We start from the raw sequence: 24,787 nt of genomic DNA on the forward strand, positions 1-24,787 counted from the left end.
TAGAAGCAGAACACTATACCAGTCGAGCCATGTGATGAGCCGCCACATATTCGCCATTTCTAAAAGCGAACCCTGCTGACTCACCTTCAATCACAAAACCAAACTTCTTATATAGGCTGATGGCTCTTTCGTTATCGGTATAGACGGTGAGTTCCATTCGCTTGATGTTAATCCAGTTATCACACAAATCGATTGCTGTTGCGAGCAGTTGGCTACCAACACCTTTGCCTAGTACATCATCTTTAACACCCATACCAAATGAAGCGACATGTCGTCTCCTTGGGTTCACACACACTTCCATTCCCAAGTTGCCAACAATCTCATCGTCAATCATTGCGACATACGAGTATACGTTGTCGGGAATATTAGAGATTCGTTTCTGCCAGCTTTCCAGAGATGGGTTTGGGAGTTGCAGCGTACCGGTATAAGCATTAGTGCATTCGTAAACTTCTTTTATTCCCTTTGCATCTGACGGTTCAGACCGTCTCACTATAATACTCATCGCAACTCCTACTATTATTCTTCGCTAAATGTGATGCACATCCTCAATGTGCAACTAGACACATTACCAAATAGTAAATATTTAACAATAGGTTAGATGAAATTGTTTTTATTGGGGCTGACGTGAGGAATGTATCTGGATGTTCTGAAGAAATAAATTCGTGGAATCAAGGTTAGTTAAACTCGAGGTCATTAGATATGGGCACCTCAGGTGTGCCCATATCGTGAAACCTATGGAGTTATTGAGCTGGACGCCAAACGCCCCATTTGTCATTTTCGTAGGTCGCTTTAGGGTTTGTACCACCTTGAACCCACCATTGCGCTTTCCATGACTGGTTCGAGTAAGTCACGACTTCGCCACCAAGGTAAGTCGCTGATGAGTCCCAAGTGCGATTGTCTGGGTCAGGAGTCGGATCAGGATCCGGCGTTGGATCGGGGTCTGGTGTTACACCACCGTCATCAGCAATCACTTCGAACGTGAAGGTTTCAACACTGTCGTTTTCAATTGAGCTAGCCATAAACGATAAAGTTTCGTTTGCAGTGATGCTAGCGGTATCAACTACGATAGAAGCCGTGCCGTTATTCTGGATGCTTACTGAAGAACCTTGAGTTTGAGTCAATGTCGCCGCTTCGCTTGTTGCAATCACAACTTTATCGCCAGCATTCACAACATTGTCACTCTTCACTAGCTCGTAGATGTCACCTTTCAGTGGTTCAACACCACCGTCGCCACCATCAATCAGCGTTAACTGACCAGAAGCACGGCTATCTTTTGAGTTGAAGAAGTTACGTGAAGGATCGTTTTGGAAGTACATGTAGTGCTGCATTTCAGCGTGCCAGTCACCAATGAAGATCGCGCCATCTTTAAACTCTTCATGCCAACCATTGATTTCTGAAGCCAACAAACGAGCCCAATCGTTAATGTTTGAAGCATCGATGACGATGTCGAAGCTACGCGCTACTTCACCATACTTGTTGATGATGTCGTACTTAACTGTATCACCAACTTCTGGCGTTCCAAATTGGTCTGAAACAAACAGATCACCACGCACTAGATCGGGCTCTGGACCCGGCTCTGGTGGAGGGGTTGTGCCACCCGCGATAGTGATGTCTGAACAGTTGTAGAAGCCTTCGCCCGCAGCATCATCACGTTGCCAGCGAACGAATAGAATCGCATCGCCAGAACGGTCTGAAGGGATAGTGACGTTAATGCGGTACTTACCACCATTAACCGGAACGTTACCCTCTTCTTGGATAAGCTCTAAGTCTCCCCACGCTAAGCCTTTGCTTAGGTCTGCGTTTGGTTTCGTTAGGTAGAACTCCCAAAAAGAAGGGTTGTGTGGCGCAGTCGCATTGAATACATATTCAAACGTACCAGTATTTAGTTCAGTACGAGTCCAACCAGTATGAGGCGCACCCATACCGCGTTTTTGCGAATCATTGGCGTAACATAACGTGCCGTCAGGAATCGCCGCTTTTACAGCATTGATATTATTGAAATCCTGAACATTTTTAGCGTATTCGTTACGTTGAACAAACGGATATGAACCAGAAATGTCTTTTGCTTGAGCACACGCAGCATTAGGTGGTGTACCCGACCAGATTCCGCCTTGCTCGTAACACGTGTTCTGACGCGCACTTGGAAATTCAGACCAACCATGAGCATTTGCCACTGAAGGCACACTCGATAGCATAGCCATACCTACTGCTACTTTTAGAATATTATTATTTATTGTTGTCACTTTCCCACTCTCTATTATTTTACCCTGCACATCACATCAATTGGTCACTTACCAATCAAAATTGCACTTCGAGGGTTTATAGTTTTTATTTGAAGAACAACGAAAAATATATACGTCAATTTTATCAATAACAGCGGGTTTTATATTGATAGGAATCAGATTCACACAACTCAAAGAAATGCGTTGTCGATAGATGATGTTGCTTCGAATTATCGGATCTCAGTATTCCGTCTTGATTGACGCAACATTATTCAAAGTGAATAAAAAAGCGGCTTAATGATTAAGCCGCTTCCAATATATACATTAAGTATGCTGCACGAGTTGTACACAAGTTGAGTAATGATAAGGTAATTAATAACGGCTATTCATGCCCATACGATGCGACATGTCATCGTCCATACGACCGCCCTTCCAACCGCCGCCACCCAATAGATTGAGTACATCTCGCGCTGTGTACTCTTCTCCACCGAAGAAGTCATTCGACACATCATTACGTAACAGCTGGATAGTGGGAGCCAATTCAACAGCAAGGTCTTTTGGATCCGCAAACAAGGCTAAAGCAATCTGTTGTTGGCGCTTGCTCAGTTCATTAGAGCTCGTCTCAACCTGTCCAATCGAGAAGAAATCACGGCTTCCGTAGCTCTTCACCATTTTTGCAGACAGAAGCTTAATTACTTTTTTGATTCTTCGTCTTTGGATGTATCTAAACATATTTGCTTCCTTTACTAACTCGCCTTAAACCCAAGAATCCGCTTAACCAAATAACCTTTTAGCAAATACTCTTTCTAGACAAACGCCCTATCTAACCAAACAGCAGATAGGTTTGATTATCGACTGAGATACTTTTGACTTCAGTGTTGAACACGGACTCTAGTTGTTCTGGAGTAAGCACTGCTGTAGCGGTACCTGATGCTTGCAGTACGCCCTTATCGAGCAGCAACACTTGGTCTGCGTGTCTTAGGGTTCTGTTCAAATCATGGTTAGCCATGATAACTGCGATCCCCTTCTCTGCTACTCGTTCAATGAGCTTGTACAACAAGGCTTCTTGTGCAATATCCAACGGAGCGGCAGGTTCGTCGAGGATCAGCAGCTTCGCGTAGGGGGTAAGTGTCGGCCAGATTTGCAGACACATGCCCGCCAAGCGAACGCGTTGCCATTCACCACCAGACAGTGTCTGAATTGAACGATGAAGTTTGTCTGCAATGTCTAACATCTGGCTGATTTCTTCCAAAGCTGCGTTGATTTCAGCCTCAAGGCCATGCGATGAACTTGGCAATGACAACGCAAGGTATTGGAATACTTCCAAGTTGAAGGCTGGCCTTGCGCTTTGGCACAAGTAAGCACGATGCAATGATAAATCTTGTAGCGACAATTCCGACAAATCCTGCCCGTCGATCTTTATATCGCCTTTGTAACCATCACCAATGCCAGATATCGCTTCGAGTAAGGTACTTTTACCGCTGCCATTCGGGCCGATAACATGAGTCACCTGCCCTTGCTTGAGCTCAAATGATAGTGGTAATAAACGAGCGCCGACGCTCAGGCTCTTAATTTGAATCATGATTTTTAATTAACATCCAAATGAAGATAGGCGCACCAATACTGGTGGTCATCACACCTAAAGGCAGCTCTGCGGAATCTAATAAGGTTCTTGCACAGATATCAGCAAATACCAGCAATGCAGCACCAGCAACGGCAGACAAAGGAAGCAGATATTTGTTATCAGTACCAATCGCTAAACGTAACAAGTGCGGCACAACCAAGCCAACAAAGCTGATCACGCCGCCTAACGCAACCGCGCAGCCAACTAAAATAGACACAGCAAAGATTAAACGCCAACGTAATCTCGGAACATTCACGCCTAACTGTGCTGCATGCGTTTCGCCTATCATCAGTTTGTCTAGTTTGCTGCCTTGCAAACACAACCAGATAATAACGGGGATCATCACTAACGTGAGCGAGTGTTGATACCAAGTCACGCCACCTAAGCTACCCATCAGCCAATACATCAATAATCGTAGGCTTAGGTCATCACTAAAATAGAACGCCCATGTCACCATCGCACCAGAAAGAATGCCTAATGCCACACCCACCAGCAGTAATTTAGCCGTGGTGAGTCGCATCGTTTTTACCATGCTCACTAGAATCACCGTAAAACAGAGTGATCCTAATACCGCAGCAATCATGAACAGTTCTGGAGTCGGCGCAAACGGCAAGAAGAACAGCACAATCACCATGGCGAGGCTTGCGCCCCCAGAAATGCCGAGCACTCCTGGCTCTGCTAATACGTTGCCTAATAAGACTTGTAAGCTTGCGCCAGATACAGCTAGCCCAGCCCCGATCGCAATCGCTGCTAATAATCGAGGTAAGCGTAAATCAATCAGTAGTTTTTGTTCTAACGTGGACAAGGTGTCCAGAGGGGAAATGAAGAGATCGCCAACCATTAGGTAAATCGCACTCAGCGTGACAAGCAGTGCTGTCATCAGATAAATGGCTAGGGTCCATTTGCGCTGTTTTTGGTGAAGAAGTTGTTGGAAATCCATATCAAGCTACTTTGAAATTGTTCGCGTAACCTTACCTGTATCCCTAAATAAACTCAAGGCTCACACCGTAATGTGAACCTTGATATTTCAACCAGTTGAGCGGTTGTTTTCGTTGCTATAACTCGACTCGGTATTAATCGTACACAAGCTGACCGTGGTCGAATCGTGTTTCAACTTCGCACACCATTAAGGCCGCTCGTTGACCGATAGCCACGTTACGATTTGGGAATACCACTGCTTCGTTTTCATTCTTCGCCATCAATGGCTTATCACCATCATGACCAAACACTTCTCCGTGCTTGAACGCGGTAAAGTTCTCCACGTCATCAGAGAACATGAAATCAAAGTCATCGTGCAAACGAACAATCGTTCGGCTTACGCGATATGTTATGGTTTTCTTCGGCAAATGCTCTGGTTCTATTTCAGCAATCAGATTGCGCATTGCCAAATCGAAAGCAGTTAGCTTATCAAGTTGGTTTTCACCAATTCTTGCTACCTGCCCTAGCTCCATTGTCAGTGCTTGGGCTTCGAAGTTTTCAGCGCTGTACCAACTGAAAGTGCTCGTTGGCGCATTCGATAACAACACAGCTTCAACGTGAGCACTGTTGATGAAGTCGAACAAAGCTTTGCTGCGAACTTCGTGGCGAACCTTAGGGCTTACGGCGAAAGAGTAATGCTTAGACAAACGGATCGCACAGTGCAGATCTAAGTGCCAACGAGTGGCAGGTACCGTTTCTTTGTAAAACTCAGTCACCAAGTACTTAAGGTTCTTCGCGATATCCACTTCTCGGTTGCTTTCGTGCTGTTTTTCATCAAACAGACGGTTCATATTCACATCAAGAAAACGAGTATGCGCGTTGGTTGCTTCCGGGTGAGCAATGATGAATAAACATCTTGCTGTCACTACTTGGAAGCCTGTTTCAATATCCTCAATGAGCTTATCAATCAGCTCCATTGGTGAAGTTTCGTCGCCATGAACACCTGTTGAAAAGATGATATTCTTGGTTTCAGAATTGTACTCTGCGGGAATCACTTCCAATACACCGCGTTGATGAAGCTTAATTTGAACACCGTTACTCAGTACGGTCTGTCCTGCAACCACTTCTTGCTCAAGATCTAGGCTGTCAAAAAGAAATGATTGGCGAAAGAGGGTCTTCGTCATGCGCTACTCCTTAATTGCACGGCCGTATGTTAATAAATTGTACATAGAAATTGTGTTGCTAGGATCGCACTTATCAATAGAAACTCCGTTATCACTCACAAATACTACCCATATATTTTTGTATTACCTGCTGATTTTACTAACCGACATCTGTTCCAAATAACTTTCTCTATTTAAAGCAGCTTTTGGTTGTCTCAGGTCATCTCAGCAAGATAAGAGCCACGTAAGCTAACACAGCTCTTACCTGCCATGAACAGATTGAGATCAATTAATCTTCCTGATCGAGCAATCTTTCAAATTCATCGATTTGAACTTTGACCATGTCGATGCTTTGTTGCCAAAAATCAGCTTGAGTCAGATCCATACCAAGGTGCTTTTGAACGACTTCTTCCGCCATCATGCTGCCTGTATCACGAAGCAACGACACGTAATCGCCGTAAAATTGCTCGCCTTTCGCATCTCGCTGAGCATAAACACCTTTGCTGAATAGGTAACCAAACAAGTATGGGTAGTTGTAGAAGCTTAGTTGAGAGATACTGAAGTGCAGCTTGCTCGCCCAGAAGTAAGGGTCGGCTTCTGTCATTGCATCGCCGTACCACTCTTTCCAAGTCGTTTCCATCAAGTCACACAGCTGCTGAGCCGTTAGCTCACCTTTTTCACGCTGCTCGTAGAAAGCTTTTTCAAACTCAAAACGCACAGGAATGTTCACCATTAATGCCAAAGAAGAAGAAAGCTCTTCCCATAGCATTTCAAGTTTCTCATTGCGTGTTTTTGCTTGCTTCAATAGATGGTCACGAACGATGTTTTCAGCAAAGATCGAAGCCGTTTCTGCTAGCGTCATTGGGTAGCGTGTTTGACACAACGGCATGTCTTTCATCACCCAGTTGTGGAACGCGTGGCCTAGTTCGTGCGCCAATGTCATTAAATCTGAGCGGCTACCGCTCCATGTCATAAACACAAGAGGTGTGCGTGTCGCAGCAAACTTGGTGCAGTACGCACCTAGACGTTTGTTCGCAGCTGGAGCTGCATCAATCCAACCGTTCTCAACCATCAAAGCGACGAAATCAGCCATCTCTGGATTTACTTCAGCGAACGCAGTTTTGATCACTTCGATCGCTTCATCAAATGGGTAGATCTTAGATTCAGCGTCACCCAGCGGTGGCATTGCTGCCAAATGATTCCAAGGCTTCATTTCATCGAGCCCGTGAACTTTTGCCATCAACAAACCTGCTTTCTGACCAACCGTGCGATTCGCTTTCGCTACTGACATCATGGTGTCGAGCGTTTCTGGCACAATGCGGCTGCCGTGTAGGCTTGGATCTAAGAAATGCACATCGCTAATCTTCGAGCGCTTTTTGTTTTCAGTCAGTCGCCAACCCGCCAATGCATTTAGGATCGAAGCAAAAGACTCTTGATGCGTTTTCATCGCACCTTGAACGGCGCGCCATGCCGGTTCTTGTTTATCGAATTCGCTGCCGTACAACAGGCTCGCGGCTTGTGAAAAACCTAGAGCTTCCTCTTCACCGTCCAGCTTTAGCGACAGTTTTAAAGAACCGGTTAGGTTATCGTATAAACGACCCCATCCGTCACGCCCATCAACCTTCATCGCTGCCAATAACTGCTCTTCAGCAACACTGAGTCGACTGCTTGATAACTTACGTGAGCTTTCGATAGCAAAGCGTTGGCCCGCAACATCGGCACTCTCGTGTTCTAAAACCGCATCAATAAACTCTGGTTCAGCGTGAATCAGCGTGTCTTCGTAAGGGCTGAACGCTTGAGACATTTCCGAGCTCAGCTTTGCGACACGGCCAAGCAGTGCTTTCGCCTCTGTGTGTGTCGCGTCTACCGATGCGTGGCAATTAGCGAAAGTGTTGATCGTGCTGAGTAACGTGCCTGCCGCTTCTGAAGTCTGAATCGCGTTTTGCATCGCTAGAATGATGTGACGCTTTTCAACGTGTAAGTTCAACAGCTCAATACACTGCTGAATGAGTTCAATGTCCTGTTCGATTTTTGCATCATTAAGATCGCTGTAAGCAATGCTTAGATCCCAACTCGGTGTTGTCATGACTAAATTCCTTTCACGTAGGTAGTAATACCAATCAGGTATAACGGCTGTGAACGCCGCTTTATATTTCGATCTATTAGATCTGTGTCTATTTACAGATCTAATAGATTGTTAAGTCTTAAACTGTGTTTTTTGAACACTCAGAGAACAGGCAGCCCTATCGATTTAACGCTGATAAAACTCTGTGCAAACTGAGTGATTTGAATATGAGTTATCGACGCGTTTTCTATCGATAACTTCGAGTACAAACTCGGATTTTTCCAATCGATATCAAGGCACTCCGCTAACAGAATACGAATCACACCACCATGAGTAACCAACAATATATTGTCACTTGGATTGTTCAAAAGTTGCGACCAAGCTTGAGTTACTCTGTCGTGGAAGCTCTGTAAACTTTCTGCACCAGTCAGTTGATGATTTGCTGGGTTTTGCCAAAAGGTTTCTAGCATTCCCCACTTGTCTTCAAGTTCATCAAATGGGACACCATCGACTTCACCGAAGTTCATTTCCTGAAAGCCAGGTGCAACCGACAAAGGCACAGACATACGCTCTGCATACAAGCTCGCGAGACCACCACATCGTCTTAATGGCGAGGTAACCACGCTATCAAAGGTAATGTCTTGTGTAGCAAGCGTCTGACATATCTGTTCTTGAAGATCAGGGCTCACCAATACATCAGATAAACCATTGAGTGCAGCTTTTCCTTCGACTTTGCCATGTCTTAGCAGATAGATGTTTTTGGTTGTTCCATTGACCATGTGCGTGACCTAGGCTTGAGTATCAAGCAAGTGATTGGATGGTTTTAAGCTCAGTGGTAACCCTGCTGCGACCAGAGTGACTCGTTCAACAACGCGAGCTAGCGCTTGGTTCATTCGCCCAGCATTGTCAACAAACAAGCGCGACACTTTACCCAGTGGCACCACACCTAAACCGACCTCATTAGACACCATGATAATTTGTGCCGGACTTTGCTCGACGCTTTTTACCAAAACTTCAACCACGGCTTCAATCTGCTCATTGGTTGCATCATCACCCAGTTCAAAGATGATGTTGTTCAACCACAATGTTAGGCAGTCAATCAACACCACATCTTCTTTCTCAAAAGACTGCAGTTTTTCGGCTAACTCAACGGGTACTTCATGCTCGATCCACTGTTCTCCACGACGTTGTTGATGGTGCGAGATTCGTTCTCGCATTTCGTCATCAAGATACGTCGCTGTCGCAATATAATTGAGGCGTCCATTTGAACATGCTTCAAACGCACATAATGCTTGTTGCTCTGCAAAACTCGACTTACCTGAACGAGCCCCGCCCAATACCAGATAGCTGTTTCGCTGTCTTGTTTGACTAATTTGATTCGTGTTTGTCATAGGAAACCGTTATAGAAAGCCATTGTAAAATGCAATAATGAATACCAGGTAAATCAATAACTCCATCAATTGCTGTGCTGCCCCCAAACAGTCGCCAGTAAAGCCACCTATTCGAGCCGTTAACCACTTTTTGAAACCTGCTCTGAACAGATAGGCGACGACCGATAAAACCATAGCGAATTCAAGACCAAACCACAGGCTAGGCAGTACGCCCACAAACAATAAAAAGACAAGTTCACCTTTAGTTTGCTTGTTGGCCAATGGCTTACTCTTGCTCGTGTCCAAATCACTGACATAAGGCATGTCGTAAATCAGCGATGCTGCGATCGCTCGGCTAAAGGTGTAGCTCGTCACGATGACCATAAACAACCCAGTCAAGCTGACGAGTTCATTGAGCAGAGCCCACTTACCAAGCAATGCCATGATCAGCGCAGACGCACCATATGTACCAATTCGGCTGTCTTTCATGATGGTCAAGCGGCGTTCAAGTGTCATACCGCCACCGATGCCATCCGCCATGTCGGTCAAGCCGTCTTCATGGAAAGCGCCAGTGAGCATTAAGCTGAAACTCATCATCAAGAAGATGGCAATCGAACTCGGTAATACTGTATTAAGCAGCAAGAACACACCGCCACATAGAACACCAAGTAACAAACCAACCGTTGAAAAGTAGCGACCAGAACGGTTCATTCGCTCTGATGAATAGGGCATGTTCTTTGGTATTGGTAAACGAGAAAAGAAGCCCATCGCCAGTGCAAACAACTCCCATTGATAAGTGACTCGATCTTTCAGCGATCTTTCTGGCGTATCACTCATTAAACCGTGACTCCAGCACTTTCGAAGCTCGCCATGTTGTTATAGAACTCGGCTGCCGCACGAATAATTGGCATGGCTAGAGCTGCACCAGTGCCCTCGCCCAATCTCAACCCAAGATCAAGCAACGGCTCAGCGTCTAGTAGCTCTAACAGAATTTTGTGCCCTGACTCTTCAGAGCGATGTGCAAAGATCATATAGTCACGGCAGTTCGGTTCAATTAAGGTAGCGGCATACGCTGCTACTGACACGATAAAACCATCGACCAATACCGGTGTTCTGTTTTGGTATGCACCAAGGAAAGCACCGACCATTTGAACGATTTCATAGCCGCCGACTTGTGCTAGTACCTCTTTAATATCTTTAACTTCAGTCGCATCTAAACCTTTGCAACGTGCAACACCTTGCTCAACCACAGTCACTTTACGTGTAAGCTGTTCATTGTTGATGCCTGTTCCTAGGCCAACACACTCCGCTGCAGCACGATTCGCTAATGCACTTAAGATCGCTGATGCGCTGCTGGTATTTCCGATGCCCATTTCACCAAACATGATGATATTGGTGCCATTAGAAATGGTTCTAGATACAAGCTCGCTACCTAGGTCAATCCCACGTTCCACCGTTTCTAAACTCATTGCCGCTTCATTGGCAAAGTTATTGGTTCGCGTACCTAAACGCTGAGAGATCAGCATTGGGCTATCAGATTCGACTGGTAACAAAATCCCAGTATCTACAACCGTAATATCGATGTGGTTCACAGCACAAAAACAGTTAATCGCCGCTCCGCCGTTTAAGAAGTTCAACACCATCTGCTGTGTTACCGCGCTTGGAGCAATACTCACACCTTCATCTGCTATGCCATGGTCGCCAGCAAATATAATGATACTTGGCGTATTCAATTCGATGTGTTCAACCGCAGCTTGTTTGCCTTGGCTCTGAATCAATGCCAGTTGATGCGCGACTTTTTCTAGTAAGCCAAGCGCGCCATGTGGCTTGGTTTTTTGGTCAATACGGTGTTGGATGTACTGCGAGTATTGGGTATCTAACATAGTTTTTATAAACGCTTATTCTGGGTACGGTTTAGTTAGGAAAGCTATTTAGGGCGTGCTACAGAGAACACATTAGAAAGCGTCGCGTATTCACCGCCGCCCAGTCGAGATAAAGGATCAAGTGCTAGTGCATCAATCTTCAAGCGATCGCTCTCTTTATCGATCACACCTCCAGAGATATACACCTGTTCAACTTGAGCAAAGATAAGGCTTTGCGGTACTTCACCGACTTCTTTAACTTCATACAATGTGCAGCCAAAAGCCACGGCGCACTCTTTCACTCTCGGTAAAGAAAAGCCCTCAAATTCAACCAGCTCAATATTATTCGCGGTTACTTCAGAATCACCATGATCGAGAGTGGCAGCTGTTGCCGTCATTATTTCTGCAGAACTTGAAGACGCGATATGGATCACCAGCTTACCCGTTTCAAGGGCGTTACGTGTGGTATCTTTGATTTCGCCCGATGGCTTCTTCCCGACCGACAACATCAGTAGCGGTGGATTGCTGGAAACGGGTGTGAAATAAGAGAAAGGCGCTAGGTTGTACTCTTGGTCAGAAGATTCCGTCAATGCCCACGCAATAGGGCGAGGAACAACGGTTTGTGTCATCAGGTGATAAATCTGAGTGGGAGCAAGAGTATCAAGCTTGAAGTTCATAGCACGTCCTTGGTCTATGTGAATTACGACTCAGTTTACGTGTTAAGAAGAGTCGTATCTATGGCTAAGTACTAGAAACCGCAGAGAGTGTTCTTAATTTAGACAGATCACGTTGGTTTTTTCTCAAATTGACAATCAAATTGACGAACCCTATAACGCCAACAATTCTGATAATAGATTTATCAATAACTTACATTTTGGCATCGTTTATGCTTTATCTAAAACACTTGTTAATCTCTCCATTGATAAGTACCCATACAGTGAATTCCCACAACACTGACGCTACACAAAGAAACACAAGCGATAGAAATACTCAACAGAACAGCGATTTAGGAGGTGTAATGATTCCGAACTCAAGTAAAAGAAAGCCAAATAAATCAAATAAGAAAACCAGCAAAAAGGTAAGGAAAATCCCACTGTCCTTCACCTAGTAAGCAGCAAAGCAAGTAACAAAGCCCGTCGCCCAGCGGGCTTTGTTATGTTTGAGACTCAACCAATACCGGATTCAGATCCCTACTATATTAAATACGTCATTAGCCACTCAGCATTCGCCCCTCATTTATCAAACTTTTATTCGCTTAAAATTCAAACACTGTTTATATTAAACAAGCACTTGTGAAGCGAGTAAGGGGTTAGGATGAGCATTTCTGGAGACAAAACATCGGTCGTAGTGGCTGGTGCTACTGGGCTAATTGGCCAACATGTGATGAAACTGCTCACCGACGAACCTGCCGTCGAGCATATCTATGCCCTATCTCGAAGATCACTAAATTCACAGTTTGACTCCAACAAGCTCCACACGCTTATTCACAGCGACCTGCAAGTCACCAGTTGGGACGATACCCAAGCCACGCCAAATCTTGGCGTTATCTGCTTAGGTACGACTAAGAAAAAGGCAGGATCAAAAGAAGCACTGCGCAAAATCGATGTGGAGCTGGTTAGCCAAGTCGCTCAGTCGATGAAATTTCTTGGGGTTCAACGCGTCGCGGTCGTTTCTAGCTATGGCGCTTCACCAGATTCCTATTCGCACTACCTTCGTTGCAAGGGGCAAATGGAGCAAAACTTAAAACGTATTGGCTTCAAGCAACTTTTCATCGCACGCCCCGGACCGCTGGTTGGTGAGCGTGATGAACCAAGAGCTGATGAAAAACTCCTGCAAAGTGTCTTTCCTCTGCTGTCTCCATTTATGTTTGGTAAGTTCAAAAACCTACGTCCTATTCAGTCGGAAGACGTAGCTAAAGCAATGTTGTTCCGATTATTCGAAAATAATTTCCAAAATATCGAAATTTACTCGTCAAGTGACATGCTCAATTTATTGGCAAAATATCGCTAAAAAGCTCACCTATTCATCACAATGTTGAATATCCACCCATCCTATTGAGTGGATATTACTAATCGTTCTATTAAATTACTTTTCCTTATTTTACGTTTTGTTACAGGTCGCTACTGTAGCTAACAGTATTTGCGCCCATATATCTAAGCGCCCTATCGATTTAAAGAAATTCATAAGGAAAACAAATGTCACTTTCAGCTATCGCTGCCTTAGCGGTATTCACTGGTATCCTCTTCTTTCTCTACGGACAGCAGAAAAAAGAAAACACGTTATCGCGCTTGGTTCTATTAGGTTTAGTTTTTGGTAGTGCTTTCGGCCTTGGTCTTCAGCTGCTATTTGGTGAAGGCAATCCTGTTATTAACGAAACGCTAGACTGGGTAAACATTGTTGGTCGTGGTTACGTTGGCTTACTGAAAATGGTCATCATGCCATTAGTACTAGTTTCAATGATTGCGGCGGTAGTTAAGCTTGAGAAAGGCGGTTCACTGGGCAAGATTTCTGGCATCACCATTTCTGTCCTGCTAGCAACCACAGCAATCTCTGCGATTGTTGGTATTGTTGTTACGCAAGCATTCGGCTTATCTGCTGAAGGCTTAACAGAAGGCGCTCGCGAAACAGCACGTATCGCAACACTAGAAAGCCGCATTGGCAGCGTTTCAGACCTAACAATTCCGCAGATGCTGATTAGCTTTATTCCGACTAACCCATTTGCAGACCTAACGGGCGCTCGCTCTACGTCTATCATCGCAGTGGTTATCTTTGGTGTGCTAACGGGTATCGCTGCTCGTAAAGTGATGGTAGAGAAAGAAGAACTAGAATCTCCAATCCGTACCTTCGTTGAAGCGGCTCAATCTATCGTGATGCGCTTAGTTAAGATGATCATGGCACTAACACCATATGGCATCGCAGCGTTAATGGCGAAAGTAGTGGCAACATCAAGCGCTTCTGACATCTTAAGCCTACTAGGTTTCATCGTAGCGTCTTACGTAGCGATTCTGCTGATGTTCGTTGTTCACGGTGTGTTGGTTTCTTTTGTTGGCGTAAACCCGAAAGAGTACTTCCAAAAAATCTGGCCAGTTCTAACGTTCGCTTTCACTTCGCGTAGTTCTGCAGCAACGATTCCACTGAACGTTGAAGCTCAAATCACTAAGCTTAACGTGCCACCAGCGATCGCTAACCTGTCTGCCTCTTTCGGTGCGACGATTGGTCAAAACGGTTGTGCGGGTATCTACCCTGCAATGCTAGCAGTTATGGTTGCACCTACGGTTGGTATCGACCCAATGGACATCAACTTCATTCTGTCTCTGATTGCTATTATCACAGTGAGCTCTTTCGGTATTGCTGGTGTGGGTGGCGGTGCAACATTCGCGGCGCTTATCGTACTGCCAGCTATGGGTCTTCCTGTAACGATTGCAGCACTGCTTATCTCTATCGAGCCTCTTATCGATATGGCACGTACAGCGCTTAACGTATCTGGTGCAATGACAGCTGGTACTATCACAAGTCGCCTATTGGGTAAGAAAGACAAGCAACAAGATCTGGAACAAGCGAACGCTTAATTCTGAATCAAACAGCTCGACCAACAAAAAAACCGATGCCTATGCATCGGTTTTTTATTATTACCGTTTTTATATGGAGTGAATTAGATTTAAATAACCCTATTAATTTATATGCCAATATTTAGAAAGGTGTTATCGAACAATAAACAAGCGATTTTTAGAATGATCTCATTGATAATTGTGTTTAATAGGAAAAATCGTGTATTTGTTCAATAAAACAATGAGTTAGCTATGAACGATTAACATAACTGATATATCATGCACCGCTTCAGTATGTCACATCATTTTGGCACCAGTTCGATAACAGGATCCTCATGAGCTTTATTATACTTTTACTTCTTCTACTCTTCGTTTTCATAACACGCTTACTTCAATGGCGAGCAACTTCCACTTTTTTATCTCTTGTTCTTATATCGTCATTTGTGTTGATTGGTTCAGGTTTTATCCCTCGTTATTTATTAGATGACCTGCAAGCAAATTACGAAAGTAAGCCTGAGATCCAATGGTCGGATAATAATGCGATTGTTCTTCTGGGTGCAGGAACGCAGTTAATTAAAAGCACGCAAGAATTCGAGCCGGCCTTCTTCTCTTTTGGCCGAATCAGCGAAACAGCCAGCCAATATAAAGATTGTTCGACAACGCAAGCCATTTGCAAAGTGATCATCAGTGGTGGCGATGCACAAAACAACGGTGTCACCGAAGCAGAAATTTATCAACAACAATTGCTGAGACTTGGCGTTCCGATGGGTGACATCATTCAAGAGCCAAATAGCGTCAACACTTGGAAGAATGCACAGCTTACTAGTGACCTAATGAAGCATCATAAATTCGACAAAATTGTACTGGTTTCATCTGGCCTACATATTCGTCGCAGCGAGCTCTACTTCAACCACTTCGGCTTGAATGTTGTTCCAGTGAGAGCCGATTATATGGCGGCTCAAATTTCATGGCTGCCATTGTGGTACAACTTTGCGGTCACAGATTTTGCTATGCATGAACAGATAGGATTTGCTCGTTACAACATCTACAACTTTATGGGCTGGAACAGCAAACGCGAAAAGCCAGGTGATGCGTAATAAGACACTTGCCGATTACCGAGGGCTGCTCTAAGTAAGGTAGTCAAATCACTATAAATGAAAATGCAGCGACAACCCTTGGGTTATCGCTGCATTTTTGTATCTGTTTTGTCTATGTTCTTTACCAACTATGCAAAACAATCAGTATCAACCTGTTTGTTGAACTCGACACCTTTCATCATTTCATCGAAAGCTTTACACACACCTCAAAAGGTATCCCATACCTGAGTACGCACCGCTCAATAAAAAAGACAGAGAATAAAGAGAAAAATCTTTATCAAATGATACTTCAATCATTAAATGAGCCTGAAATTAAAGAGAATTTCTTTTCAATTCAATTCAGTATTTTTGCGATCGTTTTATATGACAGAGTACACGCCGCTAGGAGCCCTCGGCTTCAAAATAACACATATAAATAATATCTAATAAAAAAGCCAAACAATGGCAATTAGGAACTCATTAATGTTCAACGTCAGTAAAACTGCGCTCTTTATCGCTGCCACATCATTAACGTCTTATTCTGTTAATGCCAAAATCTATTCAGACCAAGTCGTGTTGGATAACCTCGGTGAGGATGTTTGCCGCTCCGACTATCGCCCACTGACTCATACTGAAGCGCAGGAACACAAAGCTGCGCTTGTTTCTCGTATGAACGTTTGGGATATCTTTGGTCTTAAAGATGACTGGGTGATCATGGGGTCTGGCTACCACGGGCTCATCAAACATGGGCAACCAAGCGACAATACTTGGTGCTACCCCAACACCCCAGACGTAGGCCTGCCATACTACGAAGCGCAAGCCATTGAAACGAACAACAACCTTGATGTTCAAAACGCTTTAGTCAGCGACAACACGAACTTTATCAGACCACTGAGTTACTTAGCCCATAACCTGGGTTACGCTTGGGTTGGAGGCGATAGCGCGCGTTATGTGGGTCAAGATATGGCGATTAAACCGCTTAACAATGGTTGGGAGATTAAAGGCAATAACGATGGAAGCTGTGCCGGTGATCGCTGTAATGAAAAGGCAAGCATCATTGTTGATAACTTCGTTTACACGCTCGATAACACATCGTTTTTACACAGCTCTATCACAGAGACCGACCAAGAGCTGATTGAAACCGTCTCGGCTTATGCAATCAATGATGGAGATCAGCCTAAACAAATCGTCGTTGACCTTCATTTTCAGCAATCCACACAATGGAATAAAACACAGCGCTTCGACCTTGCTGATTCAGTCGTCATTGATGAAACCTTTCACTGGCCACAAGTTGGCAAAACAGAGGTAAGAGTCGCGCTAGAAGAAGGCCAACGTTTCTCTGATACCAATAGTGGCGCTCATTTTGAGCCGACGGATCTACAAGCCATCATTACCGTCCCGGCTCATTCCGTGCTGCCTTTTCAAGTCGAGTTCTTACGCTCTACCATCTCTTACCCATACCGTATCAAGACAAACATGAGTTACGACGTGAACTTTACAGGTTTCCTTCGTTATAGCGGCAACGCGCTAAGCTCACATCCAACCAACCGCCCTACTGTCTCACACACCTTCACCATGGGAACCACCAGCGAAGATCAAGCCAATATCCGTTACCAGTGGGATCACCGCTATATTCCTGGAGAGATGAAATGGTGGGATTGGAGTTGGGCAATCAACACCAATGGCTTGAATAGCATGCAGTACGCCGCAGGTGCCAGTGTGCGTCCTTTCTACACCTATGTTTCAGGCCAGTTTAATGCAGAGTCACAATATTCTGGAATGATAGATATCGGCGCTGAGCACGCTGCTAATTCATTTGATGTCATAGAGGTATTAACTAACCACACAACCTACTACGCGGGTGATATTAAAGTGGTTACTGATTTCGACCCTGCGACTCTTGCTCGACTTGGGTATGAAGATGCTCAGCTTGTGATAAACCCTTTGCAGCAGTAAACAAACTCATATCTCCCCCCTTACCTAAGCTCATCACTCTGGTGGTGAGCTTTTTTGTAATACCTCTATCAACACAACCAAACCTATCTTGAATCTCAGAACCCAAACATGGCTCGTACCAGTTGGTGAGAGGCTATCTCGATAGATACAGCTAACTATCCAAAAAGAAATACTATGAAAAACAAAAACACGTTATGGCGGTTCGCTGCCATTATATATAGCCCCATATCTGTCGCATTTTGTCTTAGTGACGACGTCCAAGATACTCAATCATTAGATGCGATTAACCAGAATCGTATAACGTCATGGGCTCGGAACGAAGTTTATTCAGAGCCACAGTTTGGGATTGCACTAGGCGAACTCGAGCAAGATGCTCATACGAACTCTTTTTCGGCAGCTTGGCCACAAACAGAACAAGCACTAGCGAGCGTCCCTCAAACTTTTGAAAGTCCACTAAGCGAACAAAGTCTATTCAGTCGCCTCGGTAAAGCGGGCTCTTCTACGTTGGAAGTTTTAGGGCCAGTTGGAGATGCGGTCGCTGTGGGCTTTTGGCTAGACAACATGGTAAGTACATTCTCTCAGGAATCCTCTACCCGTCTTGATGAAGCCGCTTCTGTTTTTTCCATCATTCCTCTCGTTGGTGACGAGTTAAACCTATTATCGAATGACATTAAATACTTCGCTGCAAAAGAAAAAATTGAAGAGTTTGAAAGCCAAACACATTACGTGTTTAGCGACCACTCATCAGAATTTTATCGCTTCCACCACAAAAAAGAGGATGCAATTGTTCTACTTAACAAGTACGACAATCACGTATTACACAGTGCCTCAATGTACGTCGACCACCTGCTTCTTGAAGCAGACACCGAATACCGACGACTCACCTCTGCATACGATAGGCAACTTTCTAAGCAAATGGCTCGAATTGATTTAGAACTGTTGAAGTCAATCGGACACCTTTCCCCTGATTCAAATCTAAACCAACCTCTATGCCAAAACGGTCGGTCCTCTTTAACAGAGATCGAACGCTGCATTCGCACTGAAGGACCAGCACGCATTGATGATCTGATTAACAACCTGAACGCAGATAACTATCACGCGCTCGCTTTAAATATACATAGCAAAAAAAAAGAACTTGTTGAAATCGCTTTGCACCGACTATCTACACACAGAGAGAACATCGTTAAGCGGCTCATAGAGAGAGCAAAACCTCACGTAGCATCAATCATTACACACAGCAGAATCAACCGAAGTACATTGGAATTTCAAGTAAGGCAAAGTGGATTGAGAGAGTATGCGAATGAAGCATGGGGGCTTGATTATCTCAGTGAAGAGCAACTTAAAACGGCTACCTTTGAGGTACGTCCAGCTAGAGAGTGCTGGGGCATTCCCGCCATTGTACCCGGAGGCATTCAAGCCTCTGTCGATGCATGTAAAGAATCAGGTCCATTGTACGATACGTACCACCCTAAAAAGGATCCTGAGCTATCCGAACTGTTAATGAAGAGAGTCGACTTTAATGTGGAACAGTATATTGCAGCAAAGATTATTTATGGTTGGCCTGCAGGCTTATTTAGAATTCAGCTAATCAACACGGCTAACGCCTACATCTCTGGTCAATCATCGAACAAACTCTTTGAAGAACTCGTTTCTGAATTAACGGAAATCCAGATTCTTAGCTACCAAACACCTTTTGTCGAATACTTAGAGAGCAAAGGTGTTGATAGCTCAGACCCCAACAATCATAAAAATTGGTATCAAATTAGCCGTTGGTATGAACTGCTACTAACCGAGCGACCAAGCGGTGGAGTATTAGACCAAATCAAACAATATGAGATTTTTAAACATTTCATTCAGCCTCAATTCAAACTGGCTATTTCAATGTCTTACATACGCTCTCTCAATTACTCTATACCGTTTCCTAGCGTTTACTCTGCAGCAAACCTTAGGTTTTATGCACCTCAAATGGCAGACATACTTGATAACGTGATGTCGCAACCTAGCGCTCACTTTGAGCGAAACTTTCAAAGCGCTATTGACAGCATAACGGAAAAGGCGATGAAATCGACAAGTGCCAACCAACTTCAGTATTTATTGGGCGATCTTTCTCTCTATCTTCAAATCGCACAGCATCAACAGTCAGAATCAAATATATCAACCAACAGTAAACATCAACTGTTCAACAGCACGCTATCACCTCTTCATCTGAGCTACCTATCACAAGACCATCAAGACACCATTGCGTTTCAAATTGGGGAGATCTCTACCCACCAGCTTTGGTCACAACTTGCCGATATCAAGAGCACGTTAAGCCAAGGGGATATTCAAACGGCAGTTACACAACTAGGAGTCATCGTAAAGGAGGATGACTTTACTATGCTTCCACACATCAACCATCTGCTGCTTAGAGAGCTAGAAGATTGGATTGAAATCCAATTGGCACTAGAGGAATAAGTCTATGAAACATAACATTACACGAATCTTCTTGGTCTTGTTGCTGATCATTAATTCAAGCGGTACATTTGCTGGAAAAGGTTCTGAATTTGGACTCTTTTATGATGATCCAGACGGCGTAAAAGTCATCGAAGGATACAATTCCACGGCTTATGGAAACCTCTATCGCATGTCCAGAAATCTATACGTGCAAACCAAGAGTGACGCCTACCTTGCAGACATGAGCGTGTTAATTCGCAACCTGCAACTATCGCCAACAGGGCGTGAGATTTTGCGACAAATCGCGACCTACGAACCAGTAAATGCACCCGATGATGCTGTTGAACCGTTAGTTGAACATACGGTTGGAGTCGATCAATCAAAGGCCACTGTTGTCACTGTGATCAGGGAGCCTGAAGGCCCAGGCCGACTATTCGAGACAGTACCTTCGATATTCGAAGATCAACAAAAAGCTTCACTGGCATGGCAACGACAATTCAATGGTAAAGGTGTATCGAATACAATACTGTTCTCCACCACAGAAATGGTTAACATTCCAGGAAAGAACACACCATTTGATCAAACTGTCGCTTTAGGACATGAGCTCATCCACGCTCGAGACTTTGCTTCTGGCGCTGTTCCACAAGGCAGTACACCTTTGTCTCATCGACATCCCGACACCAACCAAATCACAGAATATGTCATTCCGAATTATGAGTACCAAACGACAGGAATTACACACTACAACAATGCTGAAAATGGGCGAGATCCTGTAACGGAAATCAGTAGTGCCAGACAATCAATGATCAACCTTCGCGAAGAGATGAATTTCCATTGGAAAGCACTGGGACAAGAAAAGGCTAAGGCGTATTTAAAAAATGAAAAAGTAGTGAGCGAGTTTCATTTGGCTGATGATCTAGGAAAAGCGAAGCGCAATACTTATTGGCCAAAAGAGCACTACGACTATCAACCCTATGCCCTTGAAACTAGACCATCTGCAACACCTCAGCATGCCCCGAAATGGGATACCGTAGAAGGAAAGCAAGCTCATATAGAAGTTAAACAAGCACTCCAAAAGTCATTAAGTGAAGGGAACAAGCCAGCGATTGTTATCGTTGACGCTACCGAACAGCGTCTTTCTCAAAGCCTGCAAAACTCGCCAGCGCTTACACGAAGAGGCCTTAGTAACCAAAGTTCCATTTTAAAATACGCAGCTCAGAACGACATCAAAGTGGTCAACCTATACAGTGCCGCGAATGAAACGCCACTGGGCTCGCTAAAGAAACGGAAAAAGAACCTGCTGTATCGAGCAATTTCCGGTCAAAGAACAGACGAGGCACAAGGTTATCGAGATGTTCAGTACAACGAAGGCAACCAAACAGCCCTAACCTCGGCACTGGAAGACAATGATGAAGTGTTAGTGATGGCCTACTCTGACGGCAAAGTAACAACCAATATTATCGACAATCTTTCAGAAAACATGCAAAAACAAGTAGTGGTATCGCGATACGCTAACTTGGATTACCAGCCATCAAACCTCAGCGCAGAAGAAAGCACGGCCTGGAAATCGCTAGGAAGAAAAGACAATGTAAGAATGCTTGGAGGTGGCAGTCGCTCTCGCTTCAATATATGTAGCATCCAATAAAAAAGGCTTAAAAAGCCAGTTTGCCATCAATAAACGTCGTATACAACTGGCCCTTTGTTAGTGATTAACCGCAATAGCAAAGGGCTGGTTTATGACAAATAAACCCGTTGCGTGACTTAAAAATGAAATCATAACGAAACAAAAGTTTGAGTTAATGGGGCCGGTTATACACTGGGATTCCATCAGGAGGATCTATGAAACACTGCCCATCTTGTTCAACTGAACTGGTCGCAAGAGACGATGTACAAATTTGCCCACGCAATGAAATCGGCGACTGCTATTTTGATGGTTATGAGCAATATCAACTCGAATATCATCAGCTTAAAAACAACCAACAAGACTCAACGTTCGACATCGCAGACATTGTTGCCGATTAGCAGGCCAAAGCCTTAGTCGGTAACCTACTTACCTACCAGTAAAGCGGTCGTAAGTGAGACACTGGCAATGAATTATTTCTCAAATATAGAGACACGACCGGTTCAGATGAGCCCGTAAATAATTCTATGCAGTTGCCAACATTGAAAAAGCCCCGATGCAAGACGCATCGGGGCTTTTAATACTTCTTCACGCCACAAGTAACTGACGAATTAGATAGCGGTTTAGTCGAGGACTACCACATTAGATCATCAGGGATCACGAAGTCTTTGTACGGGTCATCTTCGTCTACTTCATCTGAGCTTGACGCTTGAGTATCAACGATAGATTCTTCGTCACGCATAGCGATCTTGTTCGCTACTGCAGTAGGGATAACAACATAGCTTTCGCCTTGACGCGCGATACTTAAGATACCTTTACTGAGTTGCTTTTGAGTCAGATCTTCTACGTAAAGATATTTAACTAGCGTACCATCGGTGAAGTTGTATTTGATCTCACCATTCTTCTGTTCGATCTTGTTCATCTCAATCAGTTGCTTCACTTGAGCTTTAATTTCTTTGCTCAACTGTTGTTCTTTCAACTGTTGGTTTAACTCTTTGTCTTTCGCTTGCTGCGCCAGTTTAGTTTCTTCTGCTGCCGCTTTTGCTTCACGAGACTGAACGCGAGACTTTTTAGAGCCCTTCTTCGCCTTCTTTAATTTTTTCTCATTTACCAAGCCAGCTTTAAGCATTTGCTCTTGGAGTGTTAACTTTGCCATGACTTTCCCAGTTCAGGATTAAAAACGACACTATCATACCTGTTTTTGAGGAATCTGTTTACTGAACAATGGCAAAATTTATGCTGATAGAGCAAGGCGGTTAGCGTTATCCCTTATCGTGATTCACAGCATCCATTTCTGGTTATTTTCCGACCTATGATTTCCACGAAAACACACCACTAGTGACTTAGCCTTAAATCCAAATCGTTCTTCTGTTTATTAGCGTGCGCGCGTATCACTTATCATTCCGACAAAGCAATATGTTAATTATCAATGAGTAATCGAATTTAAAAAACTATGGCATATATCTAATATTTTGATAATTCTTGATAGAGTTATAACTCCAATGTCATAACTCTTTACTACGTTATTCTTTAGACCAATCAGTAAGGATAACGTGAAAATGAAAACTCAATGGACTTGCCTGAGTGCATTACTTGTATCAGCTTCATTCATCTCAACCTCGGCTATTGCAGATACCGATGTGTACCTGACCAACAACACCAAGCAAGTGATGACGATTCAAACCATTCATACTGGTACCGACCTACTTCAGTTAGGTGATGAGTGGCAGCAACATGTTGAACAAATTGGCCCGTGGGAAACCAAAAAGCTGATAAGTTTCAACCGCTGGACAGGCGTGAAGTCCGGTAAGACATACGAGTTTGACACAGTAGTCTCAAATTCTATTGGGGAGAGCGTCACACTTAATCAAATCATGGAAGGACATTGGTACAACTCAACACTGCAACACGGTTTGAGCACAGCAGACGTCGACTTAACACTGCATGATGATCGTAATATTCACCGTAATTCAACCGATGCTTTTGATGTGAATACGGAGCTTGCCTTCAAAGCTGATAACACCACTCGCTACGATGATATTTACTATACCATCACCCCAGAGAAAATCGATGAGCAACCAGAGCCAGATGCCAACATATTGAAAGTGATGACCTACAACATTTGGGCTCTACCCGCTATCGCTTCGCACATCGGTGATCGTTACGACCTCATCCCTCAATACGTTAAGGGCTACGACGTATTGGCGCTTCAAGAAGTGTTTGCCAACGGACGAGATGAGTTCCTGCGTGAACTGGCAAAAGAGTATCCTTACCAAACTAAAATGCTCGATAAAGAAGGCATCAACATCTACGACGGTGGCGTGATCATTGTGAGCCGCTATCCTATCGTCAACGAAGCACAATACGTATTCCCTGATTGTACGGGCACAGATTGTTTCGCTGACAAAGGGGTGAATTACGCTGAGGTCATCAAAAACGGTCAGGCTTACCACGTGTTCGGTACTCACACCGCTTCGTTCGATACGGACACAGCGCGTGACTATCGTCAGCGTCAATTTAGACAGATGCGTGAACTCGCTCAATCACTGAATATACCAACCTCAGAAACGGTGATTTACAGCGGCGATTTCAACGTGAACAAGCTTAAGTTCCCAAGCGACTACCAACAGATGTTCGCCAACCTGCAAGCCACCGAGCCTGATTACTCCGGTTATACCGCTTCAACTTTTGATCCTCGCATCAATAACTTTGCGGGTGCACCTATGTCGGGTGGTGAGAACGTCGAATACTTGGATTACGTGGTGGTGAGTTCAGAGTATGCACAAAAAGCTCACAACAATAACCGCGTTGATGTTCCTCGCTCTACCAGCAGTGAATTATGGAAGCACTACAACCTTTCAGACCATTTCCCTGTTAGTGCTGTCATCAAGTAACGCGGTGAACGAATAATGCATCGAGTTATATTAAT

21 protein-coding genes are annotated in these 24,787 nt (G+C 44.2%); 8 read left to right on the top strand and 13 right to left on the bottom strand.

The annotated features are described in order from the left end of the window. Window positions 1-13: 13 nt before the first annotated feature. The 12 genes from CWO13_RS11295 to CWO13_RS11350 all read right to left on the bottom strand — a co-directional run bounded on the left by CWO13_RS11295 (window position 14) and on the right by CWO13_RS11350 (window position 11,901). Window positions 14-502: a GNAT family N-acetyltransferase gene (locus CWO13_RS11295; RefSeq protein WP_108082967.1), complete on the bottom strand. Its 489-nt coding sequence runs from the start codon at window positions 500-502 to the stop codon at window positions 14-16. A 238-nt stretch (window positions 503-740) separates the two neighbouring features. Next, window positions 741-2,195, bottom strand: coding sequence for a lytic polysaccharide monooxygenase (locus CWO13_RS11300; RefSeq protein ID WP_108082968.1), 1,455 nt, complete (start codon window positions 2,193-2,195; stop codon window positions 741-743). A gap of 399 nt (window positions 2,196-2,594) precedes the next feature. Then, window positions 2,595-2,954 carry a DUF6559 family protein gene (locus CWO13_RS11305; protein ID WP_108082969.1) on the bottom strand — a complete coding sequence of 120 codons (360 nt, stop codon included), beginning with the start codon at window positions 2,952-2,954 and terminating at the stop codon, window positions 2,595-2,597. Between the two features lie 91 nt (window positions 2,955-3,045). Next, window positions 3,046-3,804 (bottom strand): vitamin B12 ABC transporter ATP-binding protein BtuD, encoded by a 759-nt coding sequence (gene btuD, locus CWO13_RS11310; protein ID WP_108082970.1) that lies wholly within the window; start codon window positions 3,802-3,804, stop codon window positions 3,046-3,048. Further along, a complete protein-coding gene (btuC, locus tag CWO13_RS11315; protein ID WP_048668601.1) occupies window positions 3,791-4,786 on the bottom strand; it encodes a vitamin B12 ABC transporter permease BtuC in 996 nt (331 codons plus the stop codon). Before btuC ends, btuD begins: the two co-directional genes overlap by 14 nt. A 133-nt stretch (window positions 4,787-4,919) precedes the next feature. Next, window positions 4,920-5,948 (bottom strand): succinylglutamate desuccinylase, encoded by a 1,029-nt coding sequence (locus tag CWO13_RS11320; protein WP_017057427.1) that lies wholly within the window; start codon window positions 5,946-5,948, stop codon window positions 4,920-4,922. A gap of 268 nt (window positions 5,949-6,216) precedes the next feature. Then, window positions 6,217-8,013: a M3 family oligoendopeptidase gene (locus CWO13_RS11325; RefSeq protein WP_108082971.1), complete on the bottom strand. Its 1,797-nt coding sequence runs from the start codon at window positions 8,011-8,013 to the stop codon at window positions 6,217-6,219. Between the two features lie 140 nt (window positions 8,014-8,153). Continuing rightward, on the bottom strand, window positions 8,154-8,771 hold the full coding sequence (locus CWO13_RS11330; protein ID WP_108082972.1) for a histidine phosphatase family protein: 618 nt from the start codon (window positions 8,769-8,771) through the stop codon (window positions 8,154-8,156). A gap of 9 nt (window positions 8,772-8,780) precedes the next feature. Further along, the gene (gene cobU / locus CWO13_RS11335) at window positions 8,781-9,383 is read right to left on the bottom strand and encodes a bifunctional adenosylcobinamide kinase/adenosylcobinamide-phosphate guanylyltransferase (RefSeq protein ID WP_048668604.1); all 603 of its coding nucleotides are present in this window, start codon (window positions 9,381-9,383) and stop codon (window positions 8,781-8,783) included. 9 nt (window positions 9,384-9,392) lie between these two features. After that, window positions 9,393-10,199 (bottom strand): adenosylcobinamide-GDP ribazoletransferase, encoded by an 807-nt coding sequence (locus CWO13_RS11340; protein WP_108082973.1) that lies wholly within the window; start codon window positions 10,197-10,199, stop codon window positions 9,393-9,395. After that, window positions 10,199-11,245: a nicotinate-nucleotide--dimethylbenzimidazole phosphoribosyltransferase gene (gene cobT / locus CWO13_RS11345; RefSeq protein WP_108082974.1), complete on the bottom strand. Its 1,047-nt coding sequence runs from the start codon at window positions 11,243-11,245 to the stop codon at window positions 10,199-10,201. The genes CWO13_RS11340 and cobT overlap by 1 nt, the downstream gene beginning before the upstream one ends. A gap of 44 nt (window positions 11,246-11,289) precedes the next feature. Then, the gene (locus tag CWO13_RS11350) at window positions 11,290-11,901 is read right to left on the bottom strand and encodes a flavin reductase family protein (protein WP_108082975.1); all 612 of its coding nucleotides are present in this window, start codon (window positions 11,899-11,901) and stop codon (window positions 11,290-11,292) included. A gap of 637 nt (window positions 11,902-12,538) precedes the next feature. Here CWO13_RS11350 and CWO13_RS11355 point away from each other — a divergent pair. The 7 genes from CWO13_RS11355 (at window position 12,539) to CWO13_RS11385 (ending at window position 22,259) form a co-directional block, all read left to right on the top strand. Beyond that, window positions 12,539-13,234 carry an NAD-dependent epimerase/dehydratase family protein gene (locus CWO13_RS11355; protein ID WP_108082976.1) on the top strand — a complete coding sequence of 232 codons (696 nt, stop codon included), beginning with the start codon at window positions 12,539-12,541 and terminating at the stop codon, window positions 13,232-13,234. A 185-nt stretch (window positions 13,235-13,419) separates the two neighbouring features. Continuing rightward, on the top strand, window positions 13,420-14,793 hold the full coding sequence (locus tag CWO13_RS11360) for an L-cystine transporter (RefSeq protein ID WP_048658519.1): 1,374 nt from the start codon (window positions 13,420-13,422) through the stop codon (window positions 14,791-14,793). A gap of 314 nt (window positions 14,794-15,107) precedes the next feature. Beyond that, window positions 15,108-15,869 carry a YdcF family protein gene (locus CWO13_RS11365; protein ID WP_108082977.1) on the top strand — a complete coding sequence of 254 codons (762 nt, stop codon included), beginning with the start codon at window positions 15,108-15,110 and terminating at the stop codon, window positions 15,867-15,869. Between the two features lie 462 nt (window positions 15,870-16,331). Beyond that, window positions 16,332-17,804 (top strand): aerolysin family beta-barrel pore-forming toxin, encoded by a 1,473-nt coding sequence (locus CWO13_RS11370; protein ID WP_108082978.1) that lies wholly within the window; start codon window positions 16,332-16,334, stop codon window positions 17,802-17,804. 174 nt (window positions 17,805-17,978) lie between these two features. Continuing rightward, complete coding sequence (locus tag CWO13_RS11375) at window positions 17,979-20,258, top strand: hypothetical protein (protein WP_108082979.1); 2,280 nt, start codon at window positions 17,979-17,981, stop codon at window positions 20,256-20,258. Between the two features lie 4 nt (window positions 20,259-20,262). Next, complete coding sequence (locus CWO13_RS11380) at window positions 20,263-21,882, top strand: M91 family zinc metallopeptidase (protein WP_108082980.1); 1,620 nt, start codon at window positions 20,263-20,265, stop codon at window positions 21,880-21,882. A gap of 194 nt (window positions 21,883-22,076) precedes the next feature. Then, on the top strand, window positions 22,077-22,259 hold the full coding sequence (locus CWO13_RS11385; protein ID WP_017077989.1) for a hypothetical protein: 183 nt from the start codon (window positions 22,077-22,079) through the stop codon (window positions 22,257-22,259). Window positions 22,260-22,492: 233 nt separating this feature from the next. On the opposite strand, the gene CWO13_RS11390 is transcribed toward CWO13_RS11385, so the two are convergent. Beyond that, a complete protein-coding gene (locus tag CWO13_RS11390) occupies window positions 22,493-23,014 on the bottom strand; it encodes a DUF2058 domain-containing protein (protein ID WP_004734880.1) in 522 nt (173 codons plus the stop codon). Between the two features lie 403 nt (window positions 23,015-23,417). On the opposite strand from CWO13_RS11390, the gene CWO13_RS11395 reads away from it, so the two are divergent. Then, window positions 23,418-24,752: a sphingomyelin phosphodiesterase gene (locus CWO13_RS11395; RefSeq protein ID WP_108082981.1), complete on the top strand. Its 1,335-nt coding sequence runs from the start codon at window positions 23,418-23,420 to the stop codon at window positions 24,750-24,752. Window positions 24,753-24,787 lie beyond the last annotated feature (35 nt).

Origin of the sequence: Vibrio sp. ZF 223 (assembly GCF_003050585.1) — a bacterium.
Classification (GTDB): Bacteria; Pseudomonadota; Gammaproteobacteria; order Enterobacterales; family Vibrionaceae; genus Vibrio; species Vibrio crassostreae.